22 protein-coding genes and 4 pseudogenes are annotated in these 23,415 nt (G+C 34.0%); 22 read left to right on the top strand and 4 right to left on the bottom strand.

The annotated features are described in order from the left end of the window. The first annotated feature begins 37 nt into the window (after nucleotides 1–37). The 3 genes from IGJ17_RS03805 to IGJ17_RS03815 all read left to right on the top strand — a co-directional run bounded on the left by IGJ17_RS03805 (nucleotide 38) and on the right by IGJ17_RS03815 (nucleotide 4,648). Nucleotides 38–697 carry a hypothetical protein gene (locus tag IGJ17_RS03805; RefSeq protein ID WP_429961090.1) on the top strand — a complete coding sequence of 220 codons (660 nt, stop codon included), beginning with the start codon at nucleotides 38–40 and terminating at the stop codon, nucleotides 695–697. 122 nt (nucleotides 698–819) lie between these two features. Beyond that, nucleotides 820–2,373 carry a helix-turn-helix domain-containing protein gene (locus tag IGJ17_RS03810; protein WP_429961091.1) on the top strand — a complete coding sequence of 518 codons (1,554 nt, stop codon included), beginning with the start codon at nucleotides 820–822 and terminating at the stop codon, nucleotides 2,371–2,373. Nucleotides 2,374–3,283: 910 nt separating this feature from the next. Continuing rightward, nucleotides 3,284–4,648: a peptidoglycan DD-metalloendopeptidase family protein gene (locus tag IGJ17_RS03815; RefSeq protein WP_429961092.1), complete on the top strand. Its 1,365-nt coding sequence runs from the start codon at nucleotides 3,284–3,286 to the stop codon at nucleotides 4,646–4,648. 1,384 nt (nucleotides 4,649–6,032) lie between these two features. Here the strand turns inward: IGJ17_RS03815 and IGJ17_RS03820 are convergent. The 3 genes from IGJ17_RS03820 to IGJ17_RS03830 all read right to left on the bottom strand — a co-directional run bounded on the left by IGJ17_RS03820 (nucleotide 6,033) and on the right by IGJ17_RS03830 (nucleotide 7,333). After that, nucleotides 6,033–6,287, bottom strand: coding sequence for a toxin-antitoxin system, toxin component (locus IGJ17_RS03820; protein ID WP_086339268.1), 255 nt, complete (start codon nucleotides 6,285–6,287; stop codon nucleotides 6,033–6,035). A 424-nt stretch (nucleotides 6,288–6,711) separates the two neighbouring features. Beyond that, nucleotides 6,712–6,858, bottom strand: a complete 147-nt coding sequence (locus IGJ17_RS03825) for a hypothetical protein (protein ID WP_086339269.1) — start codon at nucleotides 6,856–6,858, stop codon at nucleotides 6,712–6,714. 229 nt (nucleotides 6,859–7,087) lie between these two features. Continuing rightward, nucleotides 7,088–7,333 (bottom strand): hypothetical protein, encoded by a 246-nt coding sequence (locus IGJ17_RS03830; RefSeq protein WP_042890047.1) that lies wholly within the window; start codon nucleotides 7,331–7,333, stop codon nucleotides 7,088–7,090. 570 nt (nucleotides 7,334–7,903) lie between these two features. On the opposite strand from IGJ17_RS03830, the gene IGJ17_RS03835 reads away from it, so the two are divergent. The 5 genes and pseudogenes from IGJ17_RS03835 (at nucleotide 7,904) to IGJ17_RS03855 (ending at nucleotide 11,165) form a co-directional block, all read left to right on the top strand. Further along, a complete protein-coding gene (locus tag IGJ17_RS03835) occupies nucleotides 7,904–8,515 on the top strand; it encodes a TetR/AcrR family transcriptional regulator (protein WP_254907904.1) in 612 nt (203 codons plus the stop codon). 14 nt (nucleotides 8,516–8,529) lie between these two features. Further along, a pseudogene (locus tag IGJ17_RS03840) lies at nucleotides 8,530–9,264 on the top strand (SDR family NAD(P)-dependent oxidoreductase). A 90-nt stretch (nucleotides 9,265–9,354) separates the two neighbouring features. Further along, nucleotides 9,355–9,833 (top strand): annotated as a pseudogene (locus IGJ17_RS03845) (hypothetical protein). Between the two features lie 140 nt (nucleotides 9,834–9,973). Further along, nucleotides 9,974–10,096 (top strand): hypothetical protein, encoded by a 123-nt coding sequence (locus IGJ17_RS03850; RefSeq protein ID WP_254907905.1) that lies wholly within the window; start codon nucleotides 9,974–9,976, stop codon nucleotides 10,094–10,096. A gap of 64 nt (nucleotides 10,097–10,160) precedes the next feature. Beyond that, on the top strand, nucleotides 10,161–11,165 hold the full coding sequence (locus IGJ17_RS03855; RefSeq protein ID WP_429961093.1) for an NADP-dependent oxidoreductase: 1,005 nt from the start codon (nucleotides 10,161–10,163) through the stop codon (nucleotides 11,163–11,165). Between the two features lie 613 nt (nucleotides 11,166–11,778). Here the strand turns inward: IGJ17_RS03855 and IGJ17_RS03860 are convergent. Beyond that, nucleotides 11,779–11,946 (bottom strand): hypothetical protein, encoded by a 168-nt coding sequence (locus IGJ17_RS03860; protein ID WP_176324029.1) that lies wholly within the window; start codon nucleotides 11,944–11,946, stop codon nucleotides 11,779–11,781. 172 nt (nucleotides 11,947–12,118) lie between these two features. Here IGJ17_RS03860 and IGJ17_RS03865 point away from each other — a divergent pair, with 172 nt between their 5' ends. The 14 genes and pseudogenes from IGJ17_RS03865 (at nucleotide 12,119) to IGJ17_RS03930 (ending at nucleotide 22,879) form a co-directional block, all read left to right on the top strand. After that, nucleotides 12,119–12,355, top strand: a complete 237-nt coding sequence (locus IGJ17_RS03865; protein ID WP_429961094.1) for an AbrB/MazE/SpoVT family DNA-binding domain-containing protein — start codon at nucleotides 12,119–12,121, stop codon at nucleotides 12,353–12,355. Further along, nucleotides 12,352–12,765 (top strand): type II toxin-antitoxin system death-on-curing family toxin, encoded by a 414-nt coding sequence (locus IGJ17_RS03870; RefSeq protein ID WP_086339272.1) that lies wholly within the window; start codon nucleotides 12,352–12,354, stop codon nucleotides 12,763–12,765. The genes IGJ17_RS03865 and IGJ17_RS03870 overlap by 4 nt, the downstream gene beginning before the upstream one ends. A 343-nt stretch (nucleotides 12,766–13,108) precedes the next feature. Further along, complete coding sequence (locus IGJ17_RS03875) at nucleotides 13,109–13,309, top strand: cold-shock protein (protein ID WP_005237682.1); 201 nt, start codon at nucleotides 13,109–13,111, stop codon at nucleotides 13,307–13,309. Between the two features lie 68 nt (nucleotides 13,310–13,377). Then, nucleotides 13,378–13,593, top strand: coding sequence for a hypothetical protein (locus tag IGJ17_RS03880; RefSeq protein ID WP_429961095.1), 216 nt, complete (start codon nucleotides 13,378–13,380; stop codon nucleotides 13,591–13,593). An 85-nt stretch (nucleotides 13,594–13,678) separates the two neighbouring features. Then, nucleotides 13,679–13,984, top strand: coding sequence for a hypothetical protein (locus IGJ17_RS03885; protein ID WP_016620690.1), 306 nt, complete (start codon nucleotides 13,679–13,681; stop codon nucleotides 13,982–13,984). Nucleotides 13,985–14,980: 996 nt separating this feature from the next. Then, a pseudogene (locus tag IGJ17_RS03890) lies at nucleotides 14,981–15,277 on the top strand (aldo/keto reductase); the annotation flags it as partial. Between the two features lie 238 nt (nucleotides 15,278–15,515). Further along, entirely contained in the window at nucleotides 15,516–15,716 is a 201-nt protein-coding gene (locus IGJ17_RS03895) for a cold-shock protein (RefSeq protein ID WP_042890051.1), read from the top strand. Nucleotides 15,717–15,786: 70 nt separating this feature from the next. Continuing rightward, nucleotides 15,787–16,003: pseudogene (locus tag IGJ17_RS03900) on the top strand (hypothetical protein). Between the two features lie 501 nt (nucleotides 16,004–16,504). Then, complete coding sequence (locus tag IGJ17_RS03905) at nucleotides 16,505–16,732, top strand: hypothetical protein (RefSeq protein WP_429961096.1); 228 nt, start codon at nucleotides 16,505–16,507, stop codon at nucleotides 16,730–16,732. Nucleotides 16,733–17,194: 462 nt separating this feature from the next. After that, a complete protein-coding gene (locus IGJ17_RS03910; RefSeq protein ID WP_429961097.1) occupies nucleotides 17,195–17,533 on the top strand; it encodes a hypothetical protein in 339 nt (112 codons plus the stop codon). Further along, nucleotides 17,499–18,239: a WxL domain-containing protein gene (locus IGJ17_RS03915; protein ID WP_429961098.1), complete on the top strand. Its 741-nt coding sequence runs from the start codon at nucleotides 17,499–17,501 to the stop codon at nucleotides 18,237–18,239. Before IGJ17_RS03910 ends, IGJ17_RS03915 begins: the two co-directional genes overlap by 35 nt. 104 nt (nucleotides 18,240–18,343) lie before the next feature. Further along, on the top strand, nucleotides 18,344–20,884 hold the full coding sequence (locus tag IGJ17_RS03920; RefSeq protein WP_429961099.1) for a WxL domain-containing protein: 2,541 nt from the start codon (nucleotides 18,344–18,346) through the stop codon (nucleotides 20,882–20,884). Nucleotides 20,885–21,182: 298 nt separating this feature from the next. After that, nucleotides 21,183–22,193 carry a DUF916 and DUF3324 domain-containing protein gene (locus IGJ17_RS03925; RefSeq protein WP_429961100.1) on the top strand — a complete coding sequence of 337 codons (1,011 nt, stop codon included), beginning with the start codon at nucleotides 21,183–21,185 and terminating at the stop codon, nucleotides 22,191–22,193. A 338-nt stretch (nucleotides 22,194–22,531) separates the two neighbouring features. Next, the gene (locus IGJ17_RS03930; protein WP_016620699.1) at nucleotides 22,532–22,879 is read left to right on the top strand and encodes a DUF7006 family protein; all 348 of its coding nucleotides are present in this window, start codon (nucleotides 22,532–22,534) and stop codon (nucleotides 22,877–22,879) included. Nucleotides 22,880–23,415: the final 536 nt, after the last annotated feature.

A 23,415-nucleotide genomic window follows, 5' to 3' on the forward strand; every position in this document is an offset into this window, starting at 1 on the left:
AGAAGGTAAAATAAAAATATTATTGGAGGAAAAAATAATGAAATACAGTAAAGGAATAGGAATTGCAACCGTGACCATCGGAATGTTTTCCTTATTAGGCGCATGTGGGAAAGTAGAAGAAACAAGTAAAATTGCTGATGTATCAGGAACAGAGGTTTTATACACAGACGATTCTGGTGATGAAGCAGTTGTAGGTGAAGGGTATCTTAAAGATGATGGCTATTTTAAACAAATCGTGTCGACAAATATTAATCCAAAAATAAAAGACATATTGTCTTATAATACTAACTATGAAAATGATGATTGGGATGCGATTAATCTTAATATTGATCATATGAAGCTAGTCACAGTTGATCACTATGAAGATACGGAGGATGACACATATAAAACTCTCCTCTCATTAAAATATAAAATGTATCTTAAAGATAATACTTATCGTTTTGTGTCACCAAATCATGCTGAAATTGTACTTGCTGATGGCTCAAAAGTTGAAGCTGATTTTTTCACAAATACATGGAATGATGAATTTACTAAATCAAATGACCACAAAGACGGCTATATCCACTTTAAAGTGAAAGACGAAGAAAATCTTCCTGATATCACAGCAATTGAGATTACTTTTCATGCAAGAAATGAGGATAATGATATGATAGAGCATACGTATACCGTTAAGTTCCCAATTGAATCTGAAAATTAGTAAATATACACTCAATAATAATAATTACTGATTTTTTGAAAAAAATTTCCCAAAGGATTTTAAGATATAAATAAAATTAAACAATAAAGAAAGCAATTTGAATGTTGAATGGAGTGTTGGGTATGAGAAGAGAATTATTTCAATTACTGGAAAAAAGAAATAAAATCAGTTATCAATTAATTGAATTATTTCAAATTGAAAATAGTTGGCTCGAGGTAAAAAAAATAAGTTCTGAATTGGATATTAGCAACCGAAGTGCCCAACGCTACATTCACTATTTAGAAGAGTTAGTTAATGAATATAATGATGAAAAACAAAAAAGTTTGATAATGCATTATGAAAAGTTCAAAGGTATTAAATTTGACTTTAGTGACTCTTCAATAGAACAATTTAAATTGTATATTTTTTGCAATGATCAAAATATGAGACTGCTTTTGGATCTATGCTTATTAAAAACCGAACCAATCAAGAAATATTCTCAGAAGCATTTTATTAGTATATACGCAATAAAAAATGCATTAATAGAAATAGAGCCATTACTGACTTCTTTTGATCTTAAGGTCGATTCTAAAAAATTAACGTTGGTTGGTGAAGAAAAAACTATCAGGATCTTTATTTATAACATTCTCTGGTCAATCTACAAAAATGATTGTTGGCCATTTCACTATATCGATGAACAGCGATTGTACCAATCAATTGATACAATCGAACAAGAATTAGATTTAACTTTCTCCAATATTCAAAGAAAACAAATATCTTATTTCATGGCGATTTGTTTGATTCGCAATCGTAAGAAATTGTATATTGATCATTATCCTGAATGGGAAAAATACGTTAATATTAAATCTTTGAGCAGTAAAGAAGAAATACTCATTAAAGGTATGCGTCACTATCAAATTTTTGACAGTAATGAAATTTTGTTTATTCTTATGATAATGGAAACTAAGCACCGAATGTATAAATCTGATAAAATAAAAAAAAGAGTGCTAAAATATCATAAAAAAAATGATACCGATATTTATAGATTAACCAATCAAATGATAGATAAATTTGAACAAGAATTTTTCTCAATACCACCAGAGAGTCTTGAATTAGTTTACACGTACTGTTTCTGTACTCACCTTCAATCTAAAATTTTTCCGAATGTCCCTCTTGATGCAGATGGATATGGAACGTTTGAGAATACAGATGCACTACAACATTTAAACAATAAGATTCTAAAGTTTATTCGCGAGATGAAACATGAAGAAAACGAGACAATTTTGGCGCAAGAAGCTTTCTTAGTTAAAAAATACTTGGCTCTCTTTTCTTATTTTGGTCGTTTGACTGATTATGAACCACAAATCAATGTAGTCATTGATTCAGATTTACCTTTTCTAGTTCAGGAAGATCTGAAAAGAAGATTAAGAGGGCAGTTTGATAAATATTTTAACTTGCAAATGTCTGAAACTATTCCAAAGGATAGAGATAACTACCTAGTTATTACCACAATGCCATCACTTAAAAATACGGTTGAAACTATATGTGTAGTTGACCCCCCTTTGTTTTACCGTGACTATCAAATGATCGAAGAAATATTAACGTATAAATTACAACAACTCTATCAAGATACAATGAATAGAACAAACCATCAATCAATAAAAGTAAATAACAATGAGGTTTTGGCTATTAGTTAACAGGAAATGCTAAGTGGTTTAAAAAACAATTCTATGATAAAGCAATGTAAATTCTTTTCCAGATTAATTTTTTATTTTCAATGATTGGATAACCTTTGCTTAATTAAATTCTCCTTCAAACTTATATTTCATGCAAATGAAATAAAGACATTAATTCTGATGAATCAACAAAAGGATAGTTCGCTAAAAAATTGATTTGAATCGCCAATGAGGTGATTTATCAGCTGGAATTAATATGTGAAGATTTTCCTTGACTGCTTTTCATAGTTAATTAAAAATAAAAGAAGCTTTCATTAGTACCATTTTAAAAGTACTTTTGTAGTATGCAGATAGATCTTATCTATGAATGTTTTGATTATAATTAAAAAACAGAAAAATGTTATTGAGAGTTGGCTCAAGAGGATATATATGGATGTAAGGGGTTTATATGTATAACAATTCTCTTTAGTAAATACATAAAACTCATACAAATCGTAAGTACTGATTTTAGGAAAGTGAAACTATTGAATTAAAACAAAACAAATTTTCACTTTATAATTCATGAATCGTTTGACCAATTATCTCGATAATCTATTACCTATGAATTTGTCACCCAAAGAAGTCGAAATATATCTGATTAGTAGAGGATTAAAAAAACTATAGTTCTTGGTACTTTCGAAGAATTAAAATAGCCAATAAATTACAAAAATTTACCATATTTAGAATTTCTTTCTTGTTTTGCTCCAATTATTTAATTAATTTCTACTTTATATTTGAAAATTGACTATATCGAGTAAAATGCTTTACGTGTAGCCTTACAATGAATAAGATGTTAATTTGAAACCTTGAAACCTTTCGAGTTCGAAAAATTTGATAACATAATACCTTTTATCTTCGGTATGATTAAAAGAGGAAAAAGGAGGATTTTTTAGTGAAACAATCAAAAAAATGGATCTCACTTGCACTAGTCTGTAGCCAGTTTTTAACGACTATTCCAGTTTCTGCTACACTTGTTGGTCCAGAGGATGCCATAGAGCAAACACCAACCGAAGAACAAAAATCGAGTACTCTTGAAGACCAGGAGACACGACCAAGTGAAACCCATGAAGAAACACCAACAGAGTCAGCGAAACCACCTATTGAAGAAGGTCCTGTTGTTCCCGAAGAAAAAACAGAAGAACCTAATCCACAGCCTCAAGCAGAAGATTCAACACCGGTTGATTCGCCAAAAGAAGAAGTGAAATCATCACCTACTCCTAAGCCAAATCAATCAACGGATGATGAATCAAAGTCGGAATCACTTGTCCCTGGGCCTGTTGAAAATCAACGTCCGCCATTATCAGAATTTGAGGAGAGCACTCCGGCTGAACCCAATCAATCAAAAGCTATTGAAATCACCCCTCTTAAAGAAACGTGGGAGTTTATCAAAGAGATTGGCGAAGATGCACGGAAAATCGGTTTAGAAGAAGACCTCTACGGGTCGGTTATGATCGCTCAAGCGATTCTTGAATCTGCAAGTGGTCAAAGTAAGTTAAGCCAAGCGCCTTACCATAATCTCTTTGGGATCAAAGGGACGGTTGAAGGAAATGGAATTACCTTCAAGACGCAAGAAAACGATGGAGCAGGTAACATGTATACGATTGATGCGACGTTCCGTTGCTATGAAGACTATGAAGCAAGCTTCAGAGATTATGCAAAGCTGTTGAAAGAGGGCTTAGCGCACTATAGTGATTTTTATAAAGGCACATGGAAGTCAAAAACAGGCTCCTATGAAGATGCAACGGAATTCTTAAACGGACGGTATGCGGCGGACACACAATATGGCGAGAAGTTAAATGCGATTATTGAAGCATACGCACTTACCAGCTACGACACGGAAAAAGCAACGTTGTTAGAAGGCAATGAAGAAATGATCTACCCTGTCATGAATCCGATTGTCTCTTCAGCATTTGGCCCACGTGGAGATGATTTTCACCGAGGCGTGGATTTTGCGGCACCGATGGGTACACCTGTTTATGCAACCCTTGCAGGTACAGTGATTAGTTCAGGATACCATGAATCATGGGGGAACTATGTGGCGATCAAGCATGAGAATGGACTAACCACACTTTATGCTCATAACAATCAAAACTTAGTGGCTGTGGGTCAAACGGTGTCTCAAGGAGACATCTTGGCATCGATTGGGAGTACAGGGAATAGCACGGGTCCGCATTTGCACTTTGCGGTAAGTTTGTCTCCAAGCTTACCCCAAGATCAGCTGATCGATCCGATACGCGTTTTACCAAGTAACGGATAAACGAAGAAAAGAGAGGCGGTATCTAATATATTCAAATCAAGGGCTTAAAGGATCAGAGTTTCTAAATAGTTACCCAAAAATCTGTACTTATTATCAGGAGATTTGAACACAAATAGTAGGAATTTAATAAATAAGTTTTAATCCATGCTCTTCTATACGTAGAAAAGATAATCTGTAAAGTGGTCACGAAGATGTCAATTTGTTAGATGGTCGGAAAGAATGGTTCTTGCTATCCACGAAAATAAAAAAACTATTTTTTGATACTTTGACAAATAAAAATAGATTCTTCTAATTTTCAAAATCACGACAACACGATTGTGTACAAAAAATTAAGCTACTATATTTTATAAAAAACTACAAGGATGTTTTTAAGTGTTTGTATTAAATATCAGATGTTTGTGTAAAAAAATGAAATGAAAGAGATACAATCGGATTCTTTACCATTCGTCAAAACAGCTCAATCCTGAGAGGCTCTAAGAGAAAATCACTTTTCTTTTAGCGCCTTTTTTCCATAACTTGTTTAAATGTGACTTATCATCTTCTATAATCCATCTTAAGTAATATTTGAGAGGTGGCTAAAAATGAAGAGCATGGAATCAATTCGCGACAAAAATAAAGATCTAAGAGTTGTTCATGACGATAATTCTTAAAAATATCAAAAAACTAACTTGTACTATGAAGAATTATATCGAGAGTTTAAACGTTTTTATAATGACGAGATAATTTTTTTGAAAATGGAGGAACCATATTGCGTTAAATGCATAAATTCAAATTTTGTTAGAATTAGATAAAGCATTCATTGGGGATTACTTCTTGAGTCAGAAAATCAGTTAATCAATATGATTCTTCATGAAAAAATTCATTTTATCGGGAAGCTACCGGAAGAAACATGGACGAACAATCAGGATGGGGAGGATTTATTAAGGGAAGAGCGATTAAAAGAGCGTTGGTGTGTATTGACAAGAAACCAATTATTTCGAAAATACAAAAAATGTAAAAGTAAATATAGTAATAAATTACGCACCTGTTTTCAATTTATTACTTAGCAAAGAATATTTGGAATTTCTGAAAAAGACTTATCTTATCAGAAGCAATATCAAATAATTTTATATAAATATTTGACTAGCGAGGAATAATTTGATGCTTTCCTCGCCAGATGAAGGCTGGAATGGGACAGAGCATGACGAAAATAATTTATCCAAGGAGAAAAATCAGCTTTTGAAACCAGCCCCTTACTCAACTTAACCTTAGAAGAGATTAATTGCCAAACAATTAAGAAAACTTAATTGTTTAAAAATCCATTACAAATAATTAAAAAATTACTTGTGAATATCAAGCTGGTCATTCTTTTAGACATTTTTATAGGTATTACTTCAATTGATTTTTAAGAGAGATATTTGAAACTAACATTTTGATCTTTTAATTGTTTAATGAGTTCTGTAACATAGGCATCCTGGAAAATTTTATGGAAGGTTTGTAGGAATTCTTCGGATGTGGAATTGAATTTTTTCTCTGAAAACTCAAGTACTTCAATGGGTGTTTCGAACTCTGCAATAACTGAGGTACTATCGAAAGAATCAGCCGCTTGTATGGATACATTTTTCATTAGTGAAACAATATCAATTTTTGTTTTTAACATAAAGTCACCTCTTTGTATAATTTTAAAATAAAATAATAAATCAGATAAAGCTAACGAAGAATTAGAATACTGCACCAGAGTATTAATTATACATCTCTTTAATGAACACTGCTTAAAGGAAATTATGACAAATTTCAATTAAAGCATGAATTTGACTGTGAGATACAAATTAACTCTATCAATCTTGAATAGCCTAAACTTATTGAAAAAGTTAATATAAGAGAAAGTACTATAGCTTCAGTTCTGTCATTTAATTCTGGTGAAGGTTTGATATTCCATAAAATTTTGGTTCTGAAGACATAGTAAATATAGTTTAGGTTAATCATAAAAGTAAAAATAAGCAAATATTAACATAAAGTGGAGTGAATCAAGTGAAATATATAAATTTTTTTAGCGAAAAAATGACTTCTCTACTTCCAATCAACTATTCTACTTTATTTACTCTTCCGCCTATCTTGGATGCAAATTCTTCTGCTTCAGATTTATATTGAAATAATCTTGCTTTGCTTTTAAAAAGTGTTCGGTACCCGTTAGGTGTTATATAGCCATGCAATACTTTTACAACGTACATTAAATATAGTCTCCTTTCATTAGTGCTCAGATTACTATTAATTAATTCCAAGGTATAGTAGATTTTGAAAAGCGTATTCGAGAAGAGGCTGTTTAGAATAATCAAAATTTATTGAAAATAAATTAATAAAAAGTGAAAGCTAGTATTTTGTTCATAAATGAGCAAAATTGGTCTTTATAATAACATTTTCTTTTTTGTATTTTTAATTTTTGAGAATTGAAAATAAGAATCAATCAAGAACTCTAACAGCAAGATATTCATCTTTGTAGAAATAAAACCTAACATCATTATCGTTATGATTCATATTTTCATCAAAAATTCTACGCAATACATCTTGATACTTATAACTACGAGTGATGATATATAAATTGGAAAGCTCCTCTGTATTTAAATTGACGAATGAGATTCTTTCTTCATGGAAGCCAACATAACTATTATTTTCTGGCACTAACCATATTACAGTCTTGTAAATCATGCGATCACTTCCTTTTATGTAGTATAACATATTCAACCTTTTATATCTCCTTATTGGTAGTAAGCGCTTAAATAGAAAGAAATTAAAAAGTATTTTTGCTTATGTATGATTCAGTTTAGTTCCGTTCTTTACTATTTTCTTTATGGTTTTAAAAGCTACTGTTAAAACTTTATATGACAAGCCTGATATTTTTCTCGCAACGTATTATTTGTTTGTAGGTTGATTACTTAAGATACTATACTATTTTATTAAATGTGGGTAGGAATAGACTAGGAAGAGCTTATTCTAACTGATCCGGATGAAATATATCCTTCAGAATTATGTCTCTATTGGTGGAAAATAGCAAATGGATTGTATGGGAATAATGTTAGTGTAAAGAGTTTATTAGGTTACATGAGAAGCAAAATAATCTTTTTACTTTACAAGGGTTAGTAAATTAAGCTTATTTAGCGTTTTAAACAAAATACTTTGTAAAATTTAATAATTATGCTATTTCGAGAATGATCGTTCTAATAATTTCGAAAAGAGGATTTCTTTTTTAGATATTTTTTAGAAGGCTCGTTCTAAATAATGGACCAAATGAAAATTACAAACAAAGGAGTTGATAATATGGGGAGACCAAAGGAGTTTGATACTCAAGAAGTTTTAGATCGAGCGATGGATGTCTTTTGGGAAAATGGATATGGAGCTACTTCGATACAGGATTTAGTCGATGCAATGGGGATTCATCGACGTAGCATTTATGATACTTTTGGCGATAAGCACAATCTATTTGTTCTATCCCTAAAGCGCTATGAAGAAATGATTTCTCGTAAAATAGAAAAAACGTTATCTGTAAGAATATCAGGATATGACCGTTTAAAGGGTCTTTTTTCAATCGTTCTTTCGACGGAGAAAAATAGGGCAGGATGCTTAATTGTAAATTCTGCAACCGAACTAGCATACATTGATCCTAGTATAGCTAAAGAAGTTCAAGATTATTTTGATCGTGAAGTTCAAATTATTTCTGAGATATTGGAGAAAGCGCAAGAGAAAAATCAATTGACGCCAAATACGAATATACAAGCGTTAGCATACTATCTTCATAATGAATTAGTTGGTATTCGAGTATTGGCAAAAACAACGAATGATTCTCAAAAATTAAATATAATTATTGACCAAACACTAAAAAATATATTCTAAAGGAGTCACAAAACATAGAATTTACAGTGATTACAGGAGCTAGTTCAGGAATTGGCTATGAAGCAGCTCTGGCATTTTCCGCAAAAGGAAAGAATTTGATATTAGTAGCCAGACGAATGGATAAATTAGAGGAACTGTAGGAAAAGATTCTTTTTGAAGATAATACACTTAACATTGTTCTCAAAAGTAGCGATTTATCTGATCGAGGACAGGTCTATGAATTATATGAAGACTTGAAATCCTATAATATTGAAACATGGATTAATAATGCAGGCTTAGGAGATTCGGGTTTAATCATTAATGAAGACCTCCTGAAAATAGAATCTATGTTACGAGTAAACATTGATGCAGTAACTATTTTGTCTACTCTTTTTGCACAAGAATATGCCGATAAAGAAAATACACAATTAATCAATGTTTCATCAGCTATGGGTTATATACTTGCATTAGGTAATACCATTTATTCGGCAACAAATTATTATGTTAGCTTTTATACCGAGGGTTTAGCGAAAGAATTGCAAGGACATCGACTGAAAGCGAAAGTTTTGACACCAGCAATCACGGAAACAGAATTTATTGCTAAAGCTAATAATCTTGATAGTTTTGACTATAGCACGGGTGTGAAACAGTATCATACAGCAAAGGAAATGGCACAATTCTTGATCAAGCTATATGAAAGTGATCATATCGTAGGGATTGTAAATGAAAAGAACGAATTTGTATTGAATGATGGAATTCACCCAATATGACAAAGATTATAAGATAAGGGAGAAAACAAAATGGATAAATTATTCGAAGAAAATCAATTAGGGGAGATCCTATTAAAAAACAGGCTGGTTATGGCGCCGATGACTCGTAATCGCGCAACAGAAGATGGTCTTCCTGGAGAATACGCAGAAAAGTACTACGGACAACGCACTTTAATGGGATTGATTATTACTGAAGGCGTACAACCATCAGAAATAGGTCAAGGTTATCTTAATACGCAGGAATTTATACTATCGAACAAGCCAACGCATGGAAGACAATAATTGATGAAGTCCATGCAAAAGGTGGGAAAATTTTTATTCAATTAATGTATGTTGGGAGAATATCACACCCGGATAACTTGCCCTCTCATAAAAAAGCAATCGCACCTAAAGAAAAAATGTTTACACTTACAGGAATGCAAGATATTCCTGTTCCGAAAGCCATACAAACAAAAGATATTCCTACTATCATTGATGAGTACCGTCATGCTGCCTCTTTAGCAATCGAAGCAGGAGCAGATGGTGTGGAAATTCATGGAGTAAACGGCTATTTAATCCACTGCATGTAGGAAAAGAAGCGTTTTTACAAGATATTAGCCATTTATGGGACAGTGTTTTAATCGTAAACAGACCATATCGCCCATTATCAAGTTTAGCGAGTGATTTAGAGAATGATTTAGCTGATCTTGTTTCGGTAGGAGTCATCTCTTTGGCGAATCCTGATCTAGTGGAACGATTAAAAAATGAGTATCCCTTAGATGCACCGAATCCAAATACGTTTTATGTCAACCAAGGAGAAGTTGGCTATGCCGATTATCCTGAAATGAACTAGACAACAAAAGAAACCATCAATAAAAAAATATTGGTGGTTTCTTTAATAGGAGAGTGAAATTTAGATGAAAGCAGCGCAAATCAATCATTATTCCAAATCAATTGATGTAAAAATTACAGATATTCCAATTCCAAAAATTTCAAAGCATGAGGTGCTAATTAAAGTAAAAGTGGCCGCAGTCAATCCATTAGAAACTTTAAATATTACGGGTGCTGTAAAGTTGATTCAAGACTACCCAAAACCATTGACACTTGGAAATGAATTAACGGGGATAATCGAAGCTGCCGGAAGTGAAGTAACCAATTTTAAAAAAGGAGATAAAGTCTATACAAGATTACCAGTGGATAAAATTGGCGCATTTGCGGAATATGTCGCAGTCGATCAATCAGCAATTTGGTTTTTACCCACGAATTTAGATTTTGTTACCGGGGCTGGTGTTCCTTTGACTGGACTTACCGCTTATCAAGGATTGACAGAAATATTACAAGTTCAAGCTGGTCAATCTGTTTTTATTTCTGGTGGCTCAGGGAGCTTCGGGCAAATGGCAGTGCCACTTGCGAAACATCTTGGGTTACATGTCATTGTATCAGGAAATGCAGCTGCAAAAGAACGAATTCTCCAAGCAGGTGCAGATCGATATTTAAATTATAAAAAAGAAAACTATTGGGAAGTTCTAGATAAAGTTGATTTTGTTATAGATACGCTAGGCGCGAAAGAAATTGATCGGGAGCTTTCTATCATCAAATCTGGCGGGAAATTACTTAGTTTGATTGTAGGGCCAAATAAGCAATTTGCAGTCAATCAAAACATGCCAAAATGGAAACAATTGGTATTCGGAGTAGCAGGCGCCAAGATAGATCAAAAAGCGAAGAAACATGGTGTTGAGTATTGTTTTATTTTTGTTCAAGCGAATGGGCAGCAATTACGAGCAATATCAGAAATCGTAGAAAAAGAAAATATCGTACCAAAAATTGATTCACATGAGTTCGCATTAGAACAAGTGAACGAAGCTATAACATTTGTCAAAGAGGGTCATCCTAATGGCAAGGTAGTGGTCAAATTGGATTGAGAAAGGAGATACAGAAACAAATGCAACCGATAGTTCGTTATTTGAGGACAACACATTAATCTTTAGCAGGGAAAGCACTTATCAAGAAATTTGTTGATCTAATTGTTAGAGCCAACCACGATAATATAAAATCCCTCCTGTTCGAATCTGAATAAGAGGGATTTGGTCGTAAGAAAAAAATTGGACGATAGTTTAATTAATAATATCTATTATGTAATAATAATGATAAGATAAAAAAGAAGAGTGCTAGGTAAGCTTAGAAAGACTTCCCCCAAAACTTCCCCAAACTTTCTAGCCTAGTACTCTTCTTTTTTAATACACCTTGCATAATAACCCTACATTAAAAAAAATTCATTAGCAAGCATTTTTTGTCAATTTATATTAGCTTAATTTCGAACTATAGATTTTACTCTTGGTAACTATGCACATCCGCTTTTTTTCAAGCGGTTTTTTTTATTAAAATTGTAAGTCCGCTTTTAATAAGATGTCAGATTTCGGTCTATTGTCGGTCCAATGGCTAAACAACCGTATCCACCTACGCCATTTTTTAATCACGTTATCCCAATAAAACAATTGAACTGATCCGTTATGCAAAATAACTTTATGGTAGGCTCTAGTTCCCCCATCCTAAATTACGCCAATGGTTTTCAAATACCCACACATCACCTTTTGGTGTTGCTGAATGGTACTGAGCAATTTTAGTAATACCTGCCACGAATCTGTCCGGTTTCATTGATCCCATGATTCTTGAATCACCTTGTAAATCTACAATTTTTGTCATAATGTCTCCATCCTAATTTTTTAAGCTTTAACAACTTTGTTTTCCAACTTATTATATGCATTAAAGTAGTACTCGTCTTTGCCACAGTGCTTTCTAAGGGATACTATACACAGAATAAAAACTTTTGAGCGTTTAGGATATACGGTGTATACATAATATGGGAGCTGATAATATGAATATTAAAAAAAGGAAGATTAGAGAAGTAGGTAACTCAATAGTTGTAACTTTATCAAAAGAAAGTTTATTACAAAAGGGTTTGAAGTCTGGAGATACAATTTTTATTGATGAAGACAAAATGATGGATGCGATCGTGAAGGAAGAAAGCAATTTAGATCTTGAAATTGATATGTATGTGAACCAAGCTCTATCTGAATGTGATGCTGCATTTAAGGAACTCGTTGATGGATGATCTATTTAAGTGAAAAAGATATAGTAAAATTAAATGTCATTCAAATAAAGAATTATTCACCGCAGGAAACAATTGGTATCATTGATAAAAATGCGTTGAGTATGGCTGTTAATGAACCCAAACAACATATTTTTGAAAAAGATTTATATCATGATGGGTTCAGCAAAACAGCAGTCCTGTTAATAAACCTGATCAAAAAACATCCATTTCATAATGCAAACAAACGTACAGCATTTTTAGCTGCATATGTTTTTCTTAAGCTAAATGGCCATTCCCTAAAAATGGAAAATCAGGAAGTTGTAGAATTTGTAGTTAGAATTGCTACGTATCAGGGTGAATTTGATACCTTAAAGAATTTAACAACAGACATGCTAAAAAACAATTCAACGAAGATTGATCCCAAAGAATAGAAGCAAACTAGTGATTCATTTAAGTATGGAGATTTAGTTTACTTCTATTTTTGGGGTTAAGAAATATTATTATGTAGATATAGGAAGAGCTTTTAAGAGATACTTAGATAGACAAAAATTGCCATGTGCATCAGGCGTAAATTCCATGTCATTAAGCTTTACTTTAAAAAAATACCTTATTTCCAAAAAACTACATTCCTATATAATTATGTGGTATACTACTTATAGTGATATATTTTGAAACGTATTAAGAGTGCTATACTTAAACTTATACTCTCCTTTTGCTAATCAAACATTTATTGCAACAAAACGCATACGTAGAGATGCACAAGGAGGAAACAGTATGAATAAAGGTACAGTGAAATGGTTTAATTCAGATAAAGGTTTTGGGTTCATTACAGGAGAAGATGGTCAAGATGTCTTTGCTCATTTTTCAGCGATTCAAGCGGATGGATTTAAATCTTTAGATGAAGGTCAAGCAGTTACTTTTGATACTGAAGAAGGTCAACGTGGCTTGCAAGCTGCTAATATATATAAAGCATAAAAGGATCTTTTAAACTCGTCTCAACGTGTGTGAGGCGGGTTTTTTCATACTTTAAAGGAGGGGTGAGAATGAGTTTTTCACATTGGAAACCACAAGAACCTTCAGTAGAAGGACAAGAATTTCATAAAGATCAACAAGTCTTATTTAAATATAGAAAAAAACAAGTAGCAGGAACAATTATAAAACTACTCAGTAATTCAGCAGTTGTAAGCTTATCACATTCAGAAGTGACGAATACTACAGAAAGAACAGTTATAAATTATAAAAATTTAATGAGTAACTGAAATCAATGGAGAACATTCTTAGTGTATATGATGATTTACTATTTATAAGTAAATAGATAGTCGATTTTTTGAATGGAGGAATAAAATGCAAAAAGAAGCTATTCATCAGTTAATTGTAAAATTGACACTTAACAAGGATTGGCTTAATGACCCAGTGATAGTTAATCAGGTGAAATTGTTAGGAGACCAGCTTTCTTGCACTCGACGTTCACCGATTAATTATAATCAGATTCAAGGGATCATTGTTTATTATCTGGATGGTTCGAAAAAGGTGTATACTTCCTTAAAAAGTTGTTGTGAAGGAGAAAAACTCTTTAAAGGAACCATCCAAAAATATATTTTATCCGAGTCTCCAATAGCGGACGGAAGATATTTTCGTATCATTCGATAAAGCTATCAACTTCTTAGTCTATTATCAAAAGTATAGCGTTAGATTTTTCTTTTTATCAAGCGGATGAACGATGAACATTTGGGTTTAGTTTTAGTTTATTAGAAATAGATAAACAAAAAAACTAGCTATAATCAGCTAGTTAAATTATTTATACATAAGAGAGTTGCATCTAGATTTAGCTTCCTCTAAAGTAGAAAATTTTTCGATATCAATATCGTAAATAAATAACTTGAGTTGAATATTGCGCAACTCTTTCAAATTTAACACGGCAAATGAGGTGATCAAAGGCGGTCTGGATTGAAAATCATACAAACTTGTTTTTGCTTTTGACGAATATAAACGATAGTCTGAACTAAAAACTTCAACTGGGTAAAAATTAGTATTCATATTTGAACACCTACTTTCATGGTACTTATCCAGTATAGCACTTTAAAGAAGACAAAAGTAAAAACAGAAAAAACGTAAGGGATTCCTAAGTATTATTTATGCACCGCTGCTTGATCAATTAATACTATTTCTACACCTTGACACGTTAATATATCAGTGATTTGCTGATTTTAGATATACAAAAGACAAATAATCATAATTAGTACAGTGGCGTATATTGCTTGCAAAAAAAGATTTTATAACGTAGGCTGAGTAAGCAACATGCATTAATCTAAGAAGAGTACTGGCACAGAAAACTTGGGGAAGTTTTTCTGGACTGCGCCTAGTACTCTTCGTTTTTTTATTTTAGCATTATTTAAGCATAATGAATATTAAAATATAAAAAATCGTATCTTTAAATTAGATACATATAACAATACGATGAATCGACATACTTTTTGATGGAGCAAAAACGAAAACTTACAATCTATTCTAAAGTATAAGCGTTTTATCTTGTGATAGCTTTAATATGATAGACAAATAATTTCCACAGAACACTTGCTCTGCAGCTAAGACCAGGGTTTATTATGGGAATAACAAAGAGGAGACAATTCGACGAATATCAAAAAAAGTAAAGGACGTCATGACCTATTTACCAATCCTGTATTAGCAGAAATTGGTAAGCAATATGGTAAGACTGTTGGTCAAGTTGTCTTTCGCTGGTTGATGCAAAGAGGGATTGTCGCTTTAGCAAAATCAGTTCGTCCCGAACGAATGGCTGAAAACATAGCGATTTTTGATTTTGAGCTTTCACAAGAAGACATTGAAAAAATAGCCGCTTTAGATAGGAAAAAATCTGCGTTCTTTGATCACGATGCACCCCAACAAGTAGAATGGTTTATGAATCGAATGATGGAGACTGAGTAGTATGTTATATTTGTGATAATATATCTTTAGAATTAAACCTCATATTATTAAGTTTTAATATAGAAAAACACCTTGTTTCCCAAAAAATACAATCCTATCTAATTATGTGGTATACTACTTTTAGTGATATAATTTGAAACGTATTAAGAGTGCTATACTTAATTTATACTCTCCTTTTGCTAATCAAACATTTATTGCAACAAAACGCATACGTAGAGATGCACAAGGAGGAAACAATATGAATAAAGGTACAGTAAAATGGTTTAATTCAGATAAAGGTTTTGGGTTCATTACAGGAGAAGACGGTCAAGACGTCTTTGCTCATTTTTCAGCAATTCAAGCCGATGGATTTAAATCTTTAGATGAAGGTCAAGCAGTTACTTTTGATACTGAAGAAGGTCAACGTGGCATGCAAGCCGTTAATATCTACAAAGCATAAAAAAATGTCTTTTTAACCCGTCTCAACATGTTTGAGGCGGGTTTTTTCATACTTTAAAGGAGGGCAAAGAATGAGTTTTTCACAATGGAAACCACAAGAACCTTCAGTAGAAGGACGAGAATTTCATAAAGATCAACATGTCTTGTTTATATATAGAAAAAAACAAGTAGTTGGAACAATTATAAAGCTACTAGGAAACTCTGCAGTTGTCACCTTATCGACTGCAGCAGTGACTGATACCTCAGAAAAAAACAGTCATAAATTATAAACAATTGCTAAGCATTTAAACTGATTCTATAGATTTTTAATACCTTAGTCACGATAAATTAGTATTGTTTTCTACATGAATCACTTGCATAAATGCATTTTATAGAATAAAGTGTTAGATAACGTGCATAAATGTTTGAAGAGATTCTAGAATGACTACTCGGGGAAATATTTCAGACTTTATCATAAAGATAGAGTAGTAGCAATATAGAGTTTAGGTTTTTAATAAATTCACAACTGAAAATGGGACCTTTTGAAAGTTTGTGTATGCATGTTTAATGTGTTACAAACGATTGTAATTCCCTTTTTTAGTTTACATAAGAATTATTGGCTTTATAATTTATGAAACTGTTGGATCAGAACTGATTCTTCAAACCCATTTCTATTAACTAATTTTGTAGATATTTGTGTGAGTTTAAGGATATACAGCGTTTTATTTTTGATTTTAATCACCTTCTAAAAGAATTTACTTTCTTTTAGAAGGTGATTATTTCATCTGCCAACAGACTCGAACTCGTGCAATGCAGCAGTTTGGCGCAAAGCACACGTTGACCTTTTTGCCGTTACAACATCTGATACAAGAAATGTTAAATGCCGATCATATTGATTTGATTGTCACAAACTATAATCGGTACTTCTTAGACTATATTATTGAAATTGATTACTTGTTATTAAAAACTGTCCCAGATGAGCATGACTGGCGGAATCTGGAAAGAAAAATTGATCCGTATCGAAAAGCATTTCTCTAATCTCCGTACACTCGTTAAAGGTATTAACAAGTGTTTTTTTTCATTTATTTCATCTTCATATGAAAATATTGATTCCAATTTGACCAAAAAATCATGTAACCTTAATCATGTAAGAAAAAGGTATGCATACAAACTTACAGACAAAAGTATCAAAAACCTTCGTTTTTTAGAATAAACATATGTTATGTATTCTCTAAAATAGAAAACCTAATCTGATAACTTTTCTAAGACATTCGATCGGATCGGATGTCTTTTTTGTTCCTCTCTCAAAATCGAAGAATTATGAGACAAATCAGTTGTTATACAAGAAAATTAAAAAGTTGAAACAGGTCGAATAATTAGTTTAACGAGTGTGTATGTCTCTAAAGAAAAACCTGATCCAACACCAACGAAATATGGGGAAACGTAGAATTTTAAAGCGGTTGATACTATTTTCACAAGTTCAAAAAGGGGTGATTATATGTGCAATTATTAAAGAGGAAATGTATTTGGTTTTGTTTGTTAGCATTGTGGATTTTTGTCCCAACTGTTTCTGCCCAAACGGTTCAATCGAATAGTTCGATTACCTTTCAAAATATCATTCAAGACGAAATACAGCCGGAGCCACCAAAAGGAGATCAGGCAGACATTCAAGAAATCCCCGCATACAAAAAGCCAGAAAGGCTTCCCCAGTTAATGGCTATAACAGAAACACATATTGTGTTTCTAGGAAGCATCTTGTTGATCGTTTTTGTCCTATTAAAGAAAAGGAAAGAAGGAAAAAGAAGTGAAAAAGAAGTATTTAGCACTTGGATTACTTAGCAGCCTGTTGTTTGGAAATGTTGTTACAGCTTCAGCCGAACAAATTACAAGAAATGCAGAAACAGAAGGAGAAGTAACTCTTTCGATAGTTGATGATGTTGACACGGTCGATCCAGATCCAGACCCAGGTCCAGACCCAGGTCCTGGAATTATCATTCCCCCAGTACAAATCGGGGAGTTTTCCATAACATACGTGCCTACTTTAAATTTTGGGATGCATGATAACGTTCATTCAACAGGTTTGTTAAAATTTGAGGCCCTGGCAGAGTCCTTTGAAGTGAATGATGAGTCTGGGGAAGAAGTTTTGCGTCCACATTTTGCTCAGATTCGTGATACCCGTGATGTATCAACAGGATGGACATTGAGAGTTGAACAAGCAACACCATTTACCAATGATAATAATGTGCAATTGAATGGTGCATCCATTACGTTTAGTAACCCAAGACTTTCTCAAGCCTGGGATTCCGAGGTTGCTATTCACTCAAATCCTGTCACTATTTCGGCGGAACATGGCAGCCAAATTCTTATGGGTGCAGAAGTGCTTAACGGGCGTGGATGGAATTCGATTACCTGGGGAACGTTAAATGGTGAGGTGAATCCGAATATTGTTTTAGAAATTCCAGGGGAACGAGCAAACGGCCAATTCACAAGTGAATTGAACTGGAGTCTAAGCAATGTCCCTTCTTCGCTGGCCCCTGTTATTTAAGAACAACAAAAACGTATTGGTAGAATATTGTTGGTCTCTTTTATATGAATGAGATCAACAATATTTGTAAGAAGATTATTTCGTTGAAATATGAGGAGAAGAAAATGAAGAAATTCATAGTTTTGATAGCGATATTTTCTTTAATCAGTCATTCATCCCCAATGCTAACTTTTGCTCAAACAGTATCTATAGACGAAGTCTATGAGGAAACTAGCGATTCTTTCGTGGAAGATAGCGTTGAGGAAAGCAGTGATCATAATGAGGAAGATGAGATTCAATCAAGTGATAAAGTGGCAAGAGATGACGCGGTTTCTCCCAGTGATAGTGGTAGGAATACTTCAGAAAACAAGCAAGAAGAGAATGTGGTTTCTTCTGAAACCCGTTCTTCCGAAGGTCAGTTGATCACTGGCGTATGGGGGACAGTTCCATGGAGCTATGATTTAGTATCGTCAACAATCGTTCTCAGGGGCGGAGAGGTTGGGGTGACCGGACTAGCGCCTTGGAAAACCTATACTGATGTTGAACAGATAGTTCTTGAAGATCGAGTCATCCTGGATAGTACTGCTGTAAGCTTGTTCAGTGGATTAACTCAATTGAAAAATATACAAGGGATTGAAAAGTTTGATACTGCTAAGGTAACAAATATGAACTCAATGTTTCAAGGAGCAAGTAGTATAACAGAATTAGATTTGAGTCAATGGGATATGTCCAATGTTACTAGTACTGTAGCGATAGTTGCGGAAGCTACTAGTCTTCAAAAATTAGACATCAGTTCATGGCGTACTTCCATACTGGTAGTCAATATGTTTCGTCGAGCAGAGTCACTTTCTCAACTCACTTTAGGTATCGGAACAAGAATTAACGGTACCTGGTTATCCAATATACCGGCAACGGAAACCTATACGGGGCGTTGGGTACTTCAAGATAGTTTGGCTAGTTCAACTAATTTTGTTTCATTTGCTAGTTCAACTGCATTTATGTCTGGATATAATGGTGCGAATCCTGGCGTATATGTTTGGGAAGAAACAATTGATCTTGAAGCACAAGTAAGACCCCAGACAATCCTTCTAGGAGAGGGAACCCAAGACATAGATTTAGGCAGTGCGATTCATACGGTAACGGCAGATGGTGTCTTGTTGTCTTCAGGGGAGTACGATGTTACTTACGTTGACTCATCCTCCTATCTTTATATAGGTGATCGATTTAAAGATGTGACCATTACATATCGAACGGTGCATACGTTATCTGTCCGTATTCCCATTTCCGTTCGTTGGGGCAACACAATACGTTTACGTGGAACATGGGCGAATAACTTCGAGGAGTGGCGAACAATAGCCGCTTTTACACATCACGTTGGAGAATCGGGCCCTGAACTGTCCCTATCGCCAGGACTCGGTGGGACAAATCCAACTACACCAATGATCCAACAGTTGCCAAATCAAGAGTTTGCTTCACTTCATGCATACTCAGGCTCCGCCACTATTCTTGTAAACCAAGGCCAACATTTTTTTGACTTTACGTTGTCTACTCAGCAAACACCTGCCGAAGCACAACAAGATTTTGAAAATGCGGTGGGAGAAAATGGACGTCTGCAGTTATCGGTTGGTGATATCGTCAGCGCGACGCACTTGTTTTCATCAGGAGAGGAATTTGATGGCGCCTTAGCTGGCTTCTCTAATCTAGAATGGAATGTACTTATGCAAGATGAAGCAGAAGAAAATGTAGGCACAGATCACACGAATCATAAAAATAGTGCATTTTATGAAGTGACAGCAACTAACCTAAGACCGTTAGTGATCAATCAGTTGAAGCCATTGCTGAACAATGAGGTTTGGCAATATATTTCTGAAGAGGAGTTATTGGTAGTAGCAGAAAGTTTTTTTGATTTTGACATTGCTGAAGGGTACGTTTCCATAGCGGAGATCATTGAAATGCCTGATACGAATCAGCCAGGAGATTCATCCATGGTTGTTCGAGTGCAAGAAAAGTTATCCTCTGGGCAATACGCTCAAATGGATTACACCGTTCCAGTAACAATAAGGCCGTTACAAGTCTCACCTAAAGATCCAGAGAATCCTCAAGAAGAATTGCATCCAGAGGTGATGCCAGAACTGCCAGAAAATCAAGGATTTTTAAGCATTGATTTTGTTCCTGCGATTCAGTTTGGGGATCAAGAAATATCGTATTTTGCACCGGAAACACTATACGCCGAACCATTAAGAACAACAGCAAATGAAACACGTGCAAATTTTGTGCAGGTTTCTGATAGACGTGGAAGAAATCAAAGTGATGGGTGGCGCTTATCTGTGAAACAACGAGAACAGTTTAAGAATAGCGAAACAGGGCATGTTTTAGCTGGCGCTTCTTTGCAGTTTCATCATATTCAAGCAATAGCAGCATCCGGTCAAGAAAATCAGCCTACCCATTCAGAACAACTCTCGCTCCTTCCGGGTGTTTCATCTACTGTCGCTCAGGCACAAGCAGGATCGGGATTAGAAACTTGGCTATTTGCCTTTGGTACAACAGACCAAGCGGCTGAGAGTGTTGTACTGCACTTAGCGTCCGAACAGGAACGTCAAACTGGAACATATGAAACCACCTTGGAGTGGATTCTTCAATCGGTCCCTGATAATGTCATTCAATGATAGAAATCAACTGGATGCGTACTTCATCAGATGTTCAAACAGCCTAACATCCAATAGGAAATCATTTTGGTTGTTAGGCTATTTTTCTGTTTGGCCATTTGCGAGGATTACAAGCGAGAGGAATCTGGCGGTACTGCTCCTCATTAGTAATCATGATGGTCAATTTGTGCATCGTCCCATGCACAAATCGAGCGTATATGATTCATGAATTTTGCTATGCTGGGTAGGAATTAGGCACTAATGGTAGTAGCAAAAGAAATGAAGGCAATCCCCGTGGAATATAGAGAGGAAGATCGTTATGAATAAAATACTATTTGACAGTAAGAAAACTATGATGTACATAGTGGTAATTTTTATATTGACCCTGTTTTTTTGCCCAGTTGCTTTTGCTGATCAATCTGCTGGTTTTTCAGTTAGACCGATTCTGGGTGAAAATCAAGTGAATTCTGAGGTAGGCTATTTTGATCTGAATCTTGAGCCTGCAGAAAGCCAGACGTTATCTTTGGAGTTACGAAATATGTCTGATGAAGCGATCAACTTATCAATATCCGTACATACAGCTTTTACAAATGTGAGTGGTGTAGTGGAATATGGTAGCGATGCCGATGTCCCAGATGACACCCTACCATTTTTTTTGGCTGATTATATTCAAGGAGATGGCAAGATTACTCTTAGTGAAGGGGAGACGAAACAAGTAGATCTCTTATTGACCTTACCAGAAGATAAACCATTTGAAGGTGTTCTAGCAGCAGGAATTCGCGTGGAAGAAATCAAAGATAGCGAGTACTTGTCAGAAGAATCAATGGCTATTGAGAACACACTGTCTTATGTCATGGGCCTCGTTGTATCGAATAGGCGGGAGCAACTTTCTCCCGAGCTAGATCTCTTAGCTGTCTATGCGGATCAATTAAACTTTAGAAATGTGTTCAGTGCTCAGATCCAGAATCAATCGGGGACGTTTGTTAATCAGATAGAGGTTATTGCCTCAATTTATAATGAAGATCAAACAGAACGCCTCTATTCTACAGAGGCATCAGGAATGCAAATGGCGCCGCACTCCAATTTTGCCTTTCCAATTCCTTTGAATGGTGAGTCATTTGTCCCAGGAACTTATGTTCTTCATCTACAAGCAAATTCAGGAGAATTAGAGTGGGAGTGGACGAGGTCATTTGTGGTAGATGATCAGACGTCTAAGGAATTTAATCGACAAGATATAACTATTTCTAGTCCAAATAATTACTGGTTATTTATCTCTATTTTTCTTGTTATACTCTTACTCTTAGTGTTTTTTATAAGAATAAGAAGGTAACTTAAGAAGATTGCATAGTGATAGGAGACCAAATAAGTAAATTCTTTAACAAAAAAAATTAATCCATAAGCATACAGTAAACAATCGTTACAGTTGCTTAAGCTACTTTAAGTCAACTAAGATGATAGGTGAGAGGTTCTGACTAAGTTTCAGTGTTATTTTACATGTCTAAGGGTATATGATATCCACCTGATTACTGTACGAAAAAAATATTTTTAGTCTTGTATAGTTTCTTTAAAAGGATACAGACCATAAGGATGGCAGTGAAAAGAATTAAAATAATGCGTAGCTAGAATGTACCAAATATAACATTTAAATGTTTGGAAAGGAAAATAAACATGCTTCTATTCACAACAGAAAAAGATTATACTAACTATTTCTGGCAAGAATTGGATGAGTCTCGCAGAGATACAGAAGAAATTCGAGAGTATATCAATAAACAGATAGTTAGACTGATAGAGCTGACTGATAATATATCAAAAACAACATTTTGGCAAGATCTTCCAGAAATACTGGGGATTGATGCAAAGTTGAATCTTTTAGTGGAATTGTGTAAAATTCAAGAATTTTCAAGTAATGAAATCATTCGAATCACCGAGAATGATTATCGAACCTATTTCAAAGAGTTATGTGGCCATAATTTAAGCATGAAAACGGAAAATTCAATGATATTTAATATCTCTTGATATCAGTAGAAAGAGGAAATAATTATTTTCTTGAAAGTTAGTGGTGGAAGAATATGAAATGTAGACTAAGAACATTATAAAATGGGACTTTGCTTAGCGTGGACTCAAAATTTTATATTTCTTGATTTCATAAAGCATAAACAAGGACTTTACAATTAATGCAGGAATAGCTTTTTCAGTAAGGGAAAGATTTTCCTAGATATGTAATAATGAGTAGATTTAATTTTAATACATGATTTAAAAAAACTTAGTCAGTAAAGATTGATTAGTTGTGCAAAATAAAATCTGTGTCAGATTGAACATCAATCTGGCCCAGATTTTTTGCTTTCCCACATTGAACAATTGATGATCAAAAAAGGGCCTGGTTCTCAATTACTCATATGATTCAAATCCGTAGGAAACTAGTAATATTTCCTTTGTATGGGTATTCTTATCTATTATTTTTCTATTGGAATAAGGATAAATCATCGCATTAGTGATGACTTTTTCTTATTAGGTTAAAAAATTTTGAAGGTTTACTCGAAAACCGCCATATA

The sequence above is a fragment of the Enterococcus sp. DIV1096b genome (assembly GCF_050498765.1).
Classification (GTDB): domain Bacteria; phylum Bacillota; class Bacilli; order Lactobacillales; family Enterococcaceae; genus Enterococcus_D; species Enterococcus_D entomosocium.

Bases quoted from the DNA above. Each gene is read 5' to 3' on its own strand.
- IGJ17_RS03805 (WP_429961090.1), top strand. From the start codon at position 38: ATGAAATACAGTAAAGGAATAGGAATTGCAACCGTGACCATCGGAATG.
- IGJ17_RS03810 (WP_429961091.1), top strand. From the start codon at position 820: ATGAGAAGAGAATTATTTCAATTACTGGAAAAAAGAAATAAAATCAGT.
- IGJ17_RS03820 (WP_086339268.1), bottom strand. From the start codon at position 6,287: ATGTTAAAAACAAAAATTGATATTGTTTCACTAATGAAAAATGTATCC.
- IGJ17_RS03825 (WP_086339269.1), bottom strand. From the start codon at position 6,858: ATGTACGTTGTAAAAGTATTGCATGGCTATATAACACCTAACGGGTAC.
- IGJ17_RS03830 (WP_042890047.1), bottom strand. From the start codon at position 7,333: ATGATTTACAAGACTGTAATATGGTTAGTGCCAGAAAATAATAGTTAT.
- IGJ17_RS03835 (WP_254907904.1), top strand. From the start codon at position 7,904: ATGGACCAAATGAAAATTACAAACAAAGGAGTTGATAATATGGGGAGA.
- IGJ17_RS03855 (WP_429961093.1), top strand. From the start codon at position 10,161: ATGAAAGCAGCGCAAATCAATCATTATTCCAAATCAATTGATGTAAAA.
- IGJ17_RS03860 (WP_176324029.1), bottom strand. From the start codon at position 11,946: ATGACAAAAATTGTAGATTTACAAGGTGATTCAAGAATCATGGGATCA.
- IGJ17_RS03865 (WP_429961094.1), top strand. From the start codon at position 12,119: ATGAATATTAAAAAAAGGAAGATTAGAGAAGTAGGTAACTCAATAGTT.
- IGJ17_RS03870 (WP_086339272.1), top strand. From the start codon at position 12,352: ATGATCTATTTAAGTGAAAAAGATATAGTAAAATTAAATGTCATTCAA.
- IGJ17_RS03875 (WP_005237682.1), top strand. From the start codon at position 13,109: ATGAATAAAGGTACAGTGAAATGGTTTAATTCAGATAAAGGTTTTGGG.
- IGJ17_RS03880 (WP_429961095.1), top strand. From the start codon at position 13,378: ATGAGTTTTTCACATTGGAAACCACAAGAACCTTCAGTAGAAGGACAA.
- IGJ17_RS03885 (WP_016620690.1), top strand. From the start codon at position 13,679: ATGCAAAAAGAAGCTATTCATCAGTTAATTGTAAAATTGACACTTAAC.
- IGJ17_RS03895 (WP_042890051.1), top strand. From the start codon at position 15,516: ATGAATAAAGGTACAGTAAAATGGTTTAATTCAGATAAAGGTTTTGGG.
- IGJ17_RS03905 (WP_429961096.1), top strand. From the start codon at position 16,505: ATGCAGCAGTTTGGCGCAAAGCACACGTTGACCTTTTTGCCGTTACAA.
- IGJ17_RS03920 (WP_429961099.1), top strand. From the start codon at position 18,344: ATGAAGAAATTCATAGTTTTGATAGCGATATTTTCTTTAATCAGTCAT.
- IGJ17_RS03925 (WP_429961100.1), top strand. From the start codon at position 21,183: ATGAATAAAATACTATTTGACAGTAAGAAAACTATGATGTACATAGTG.
- IGJ17_RS03930 (WP_016620699.1), top strand. From the start codon at position 22,532: ATGCTTCTATTCACAACAGAAAAAGATTATACTAACTATTTCTGGCAA.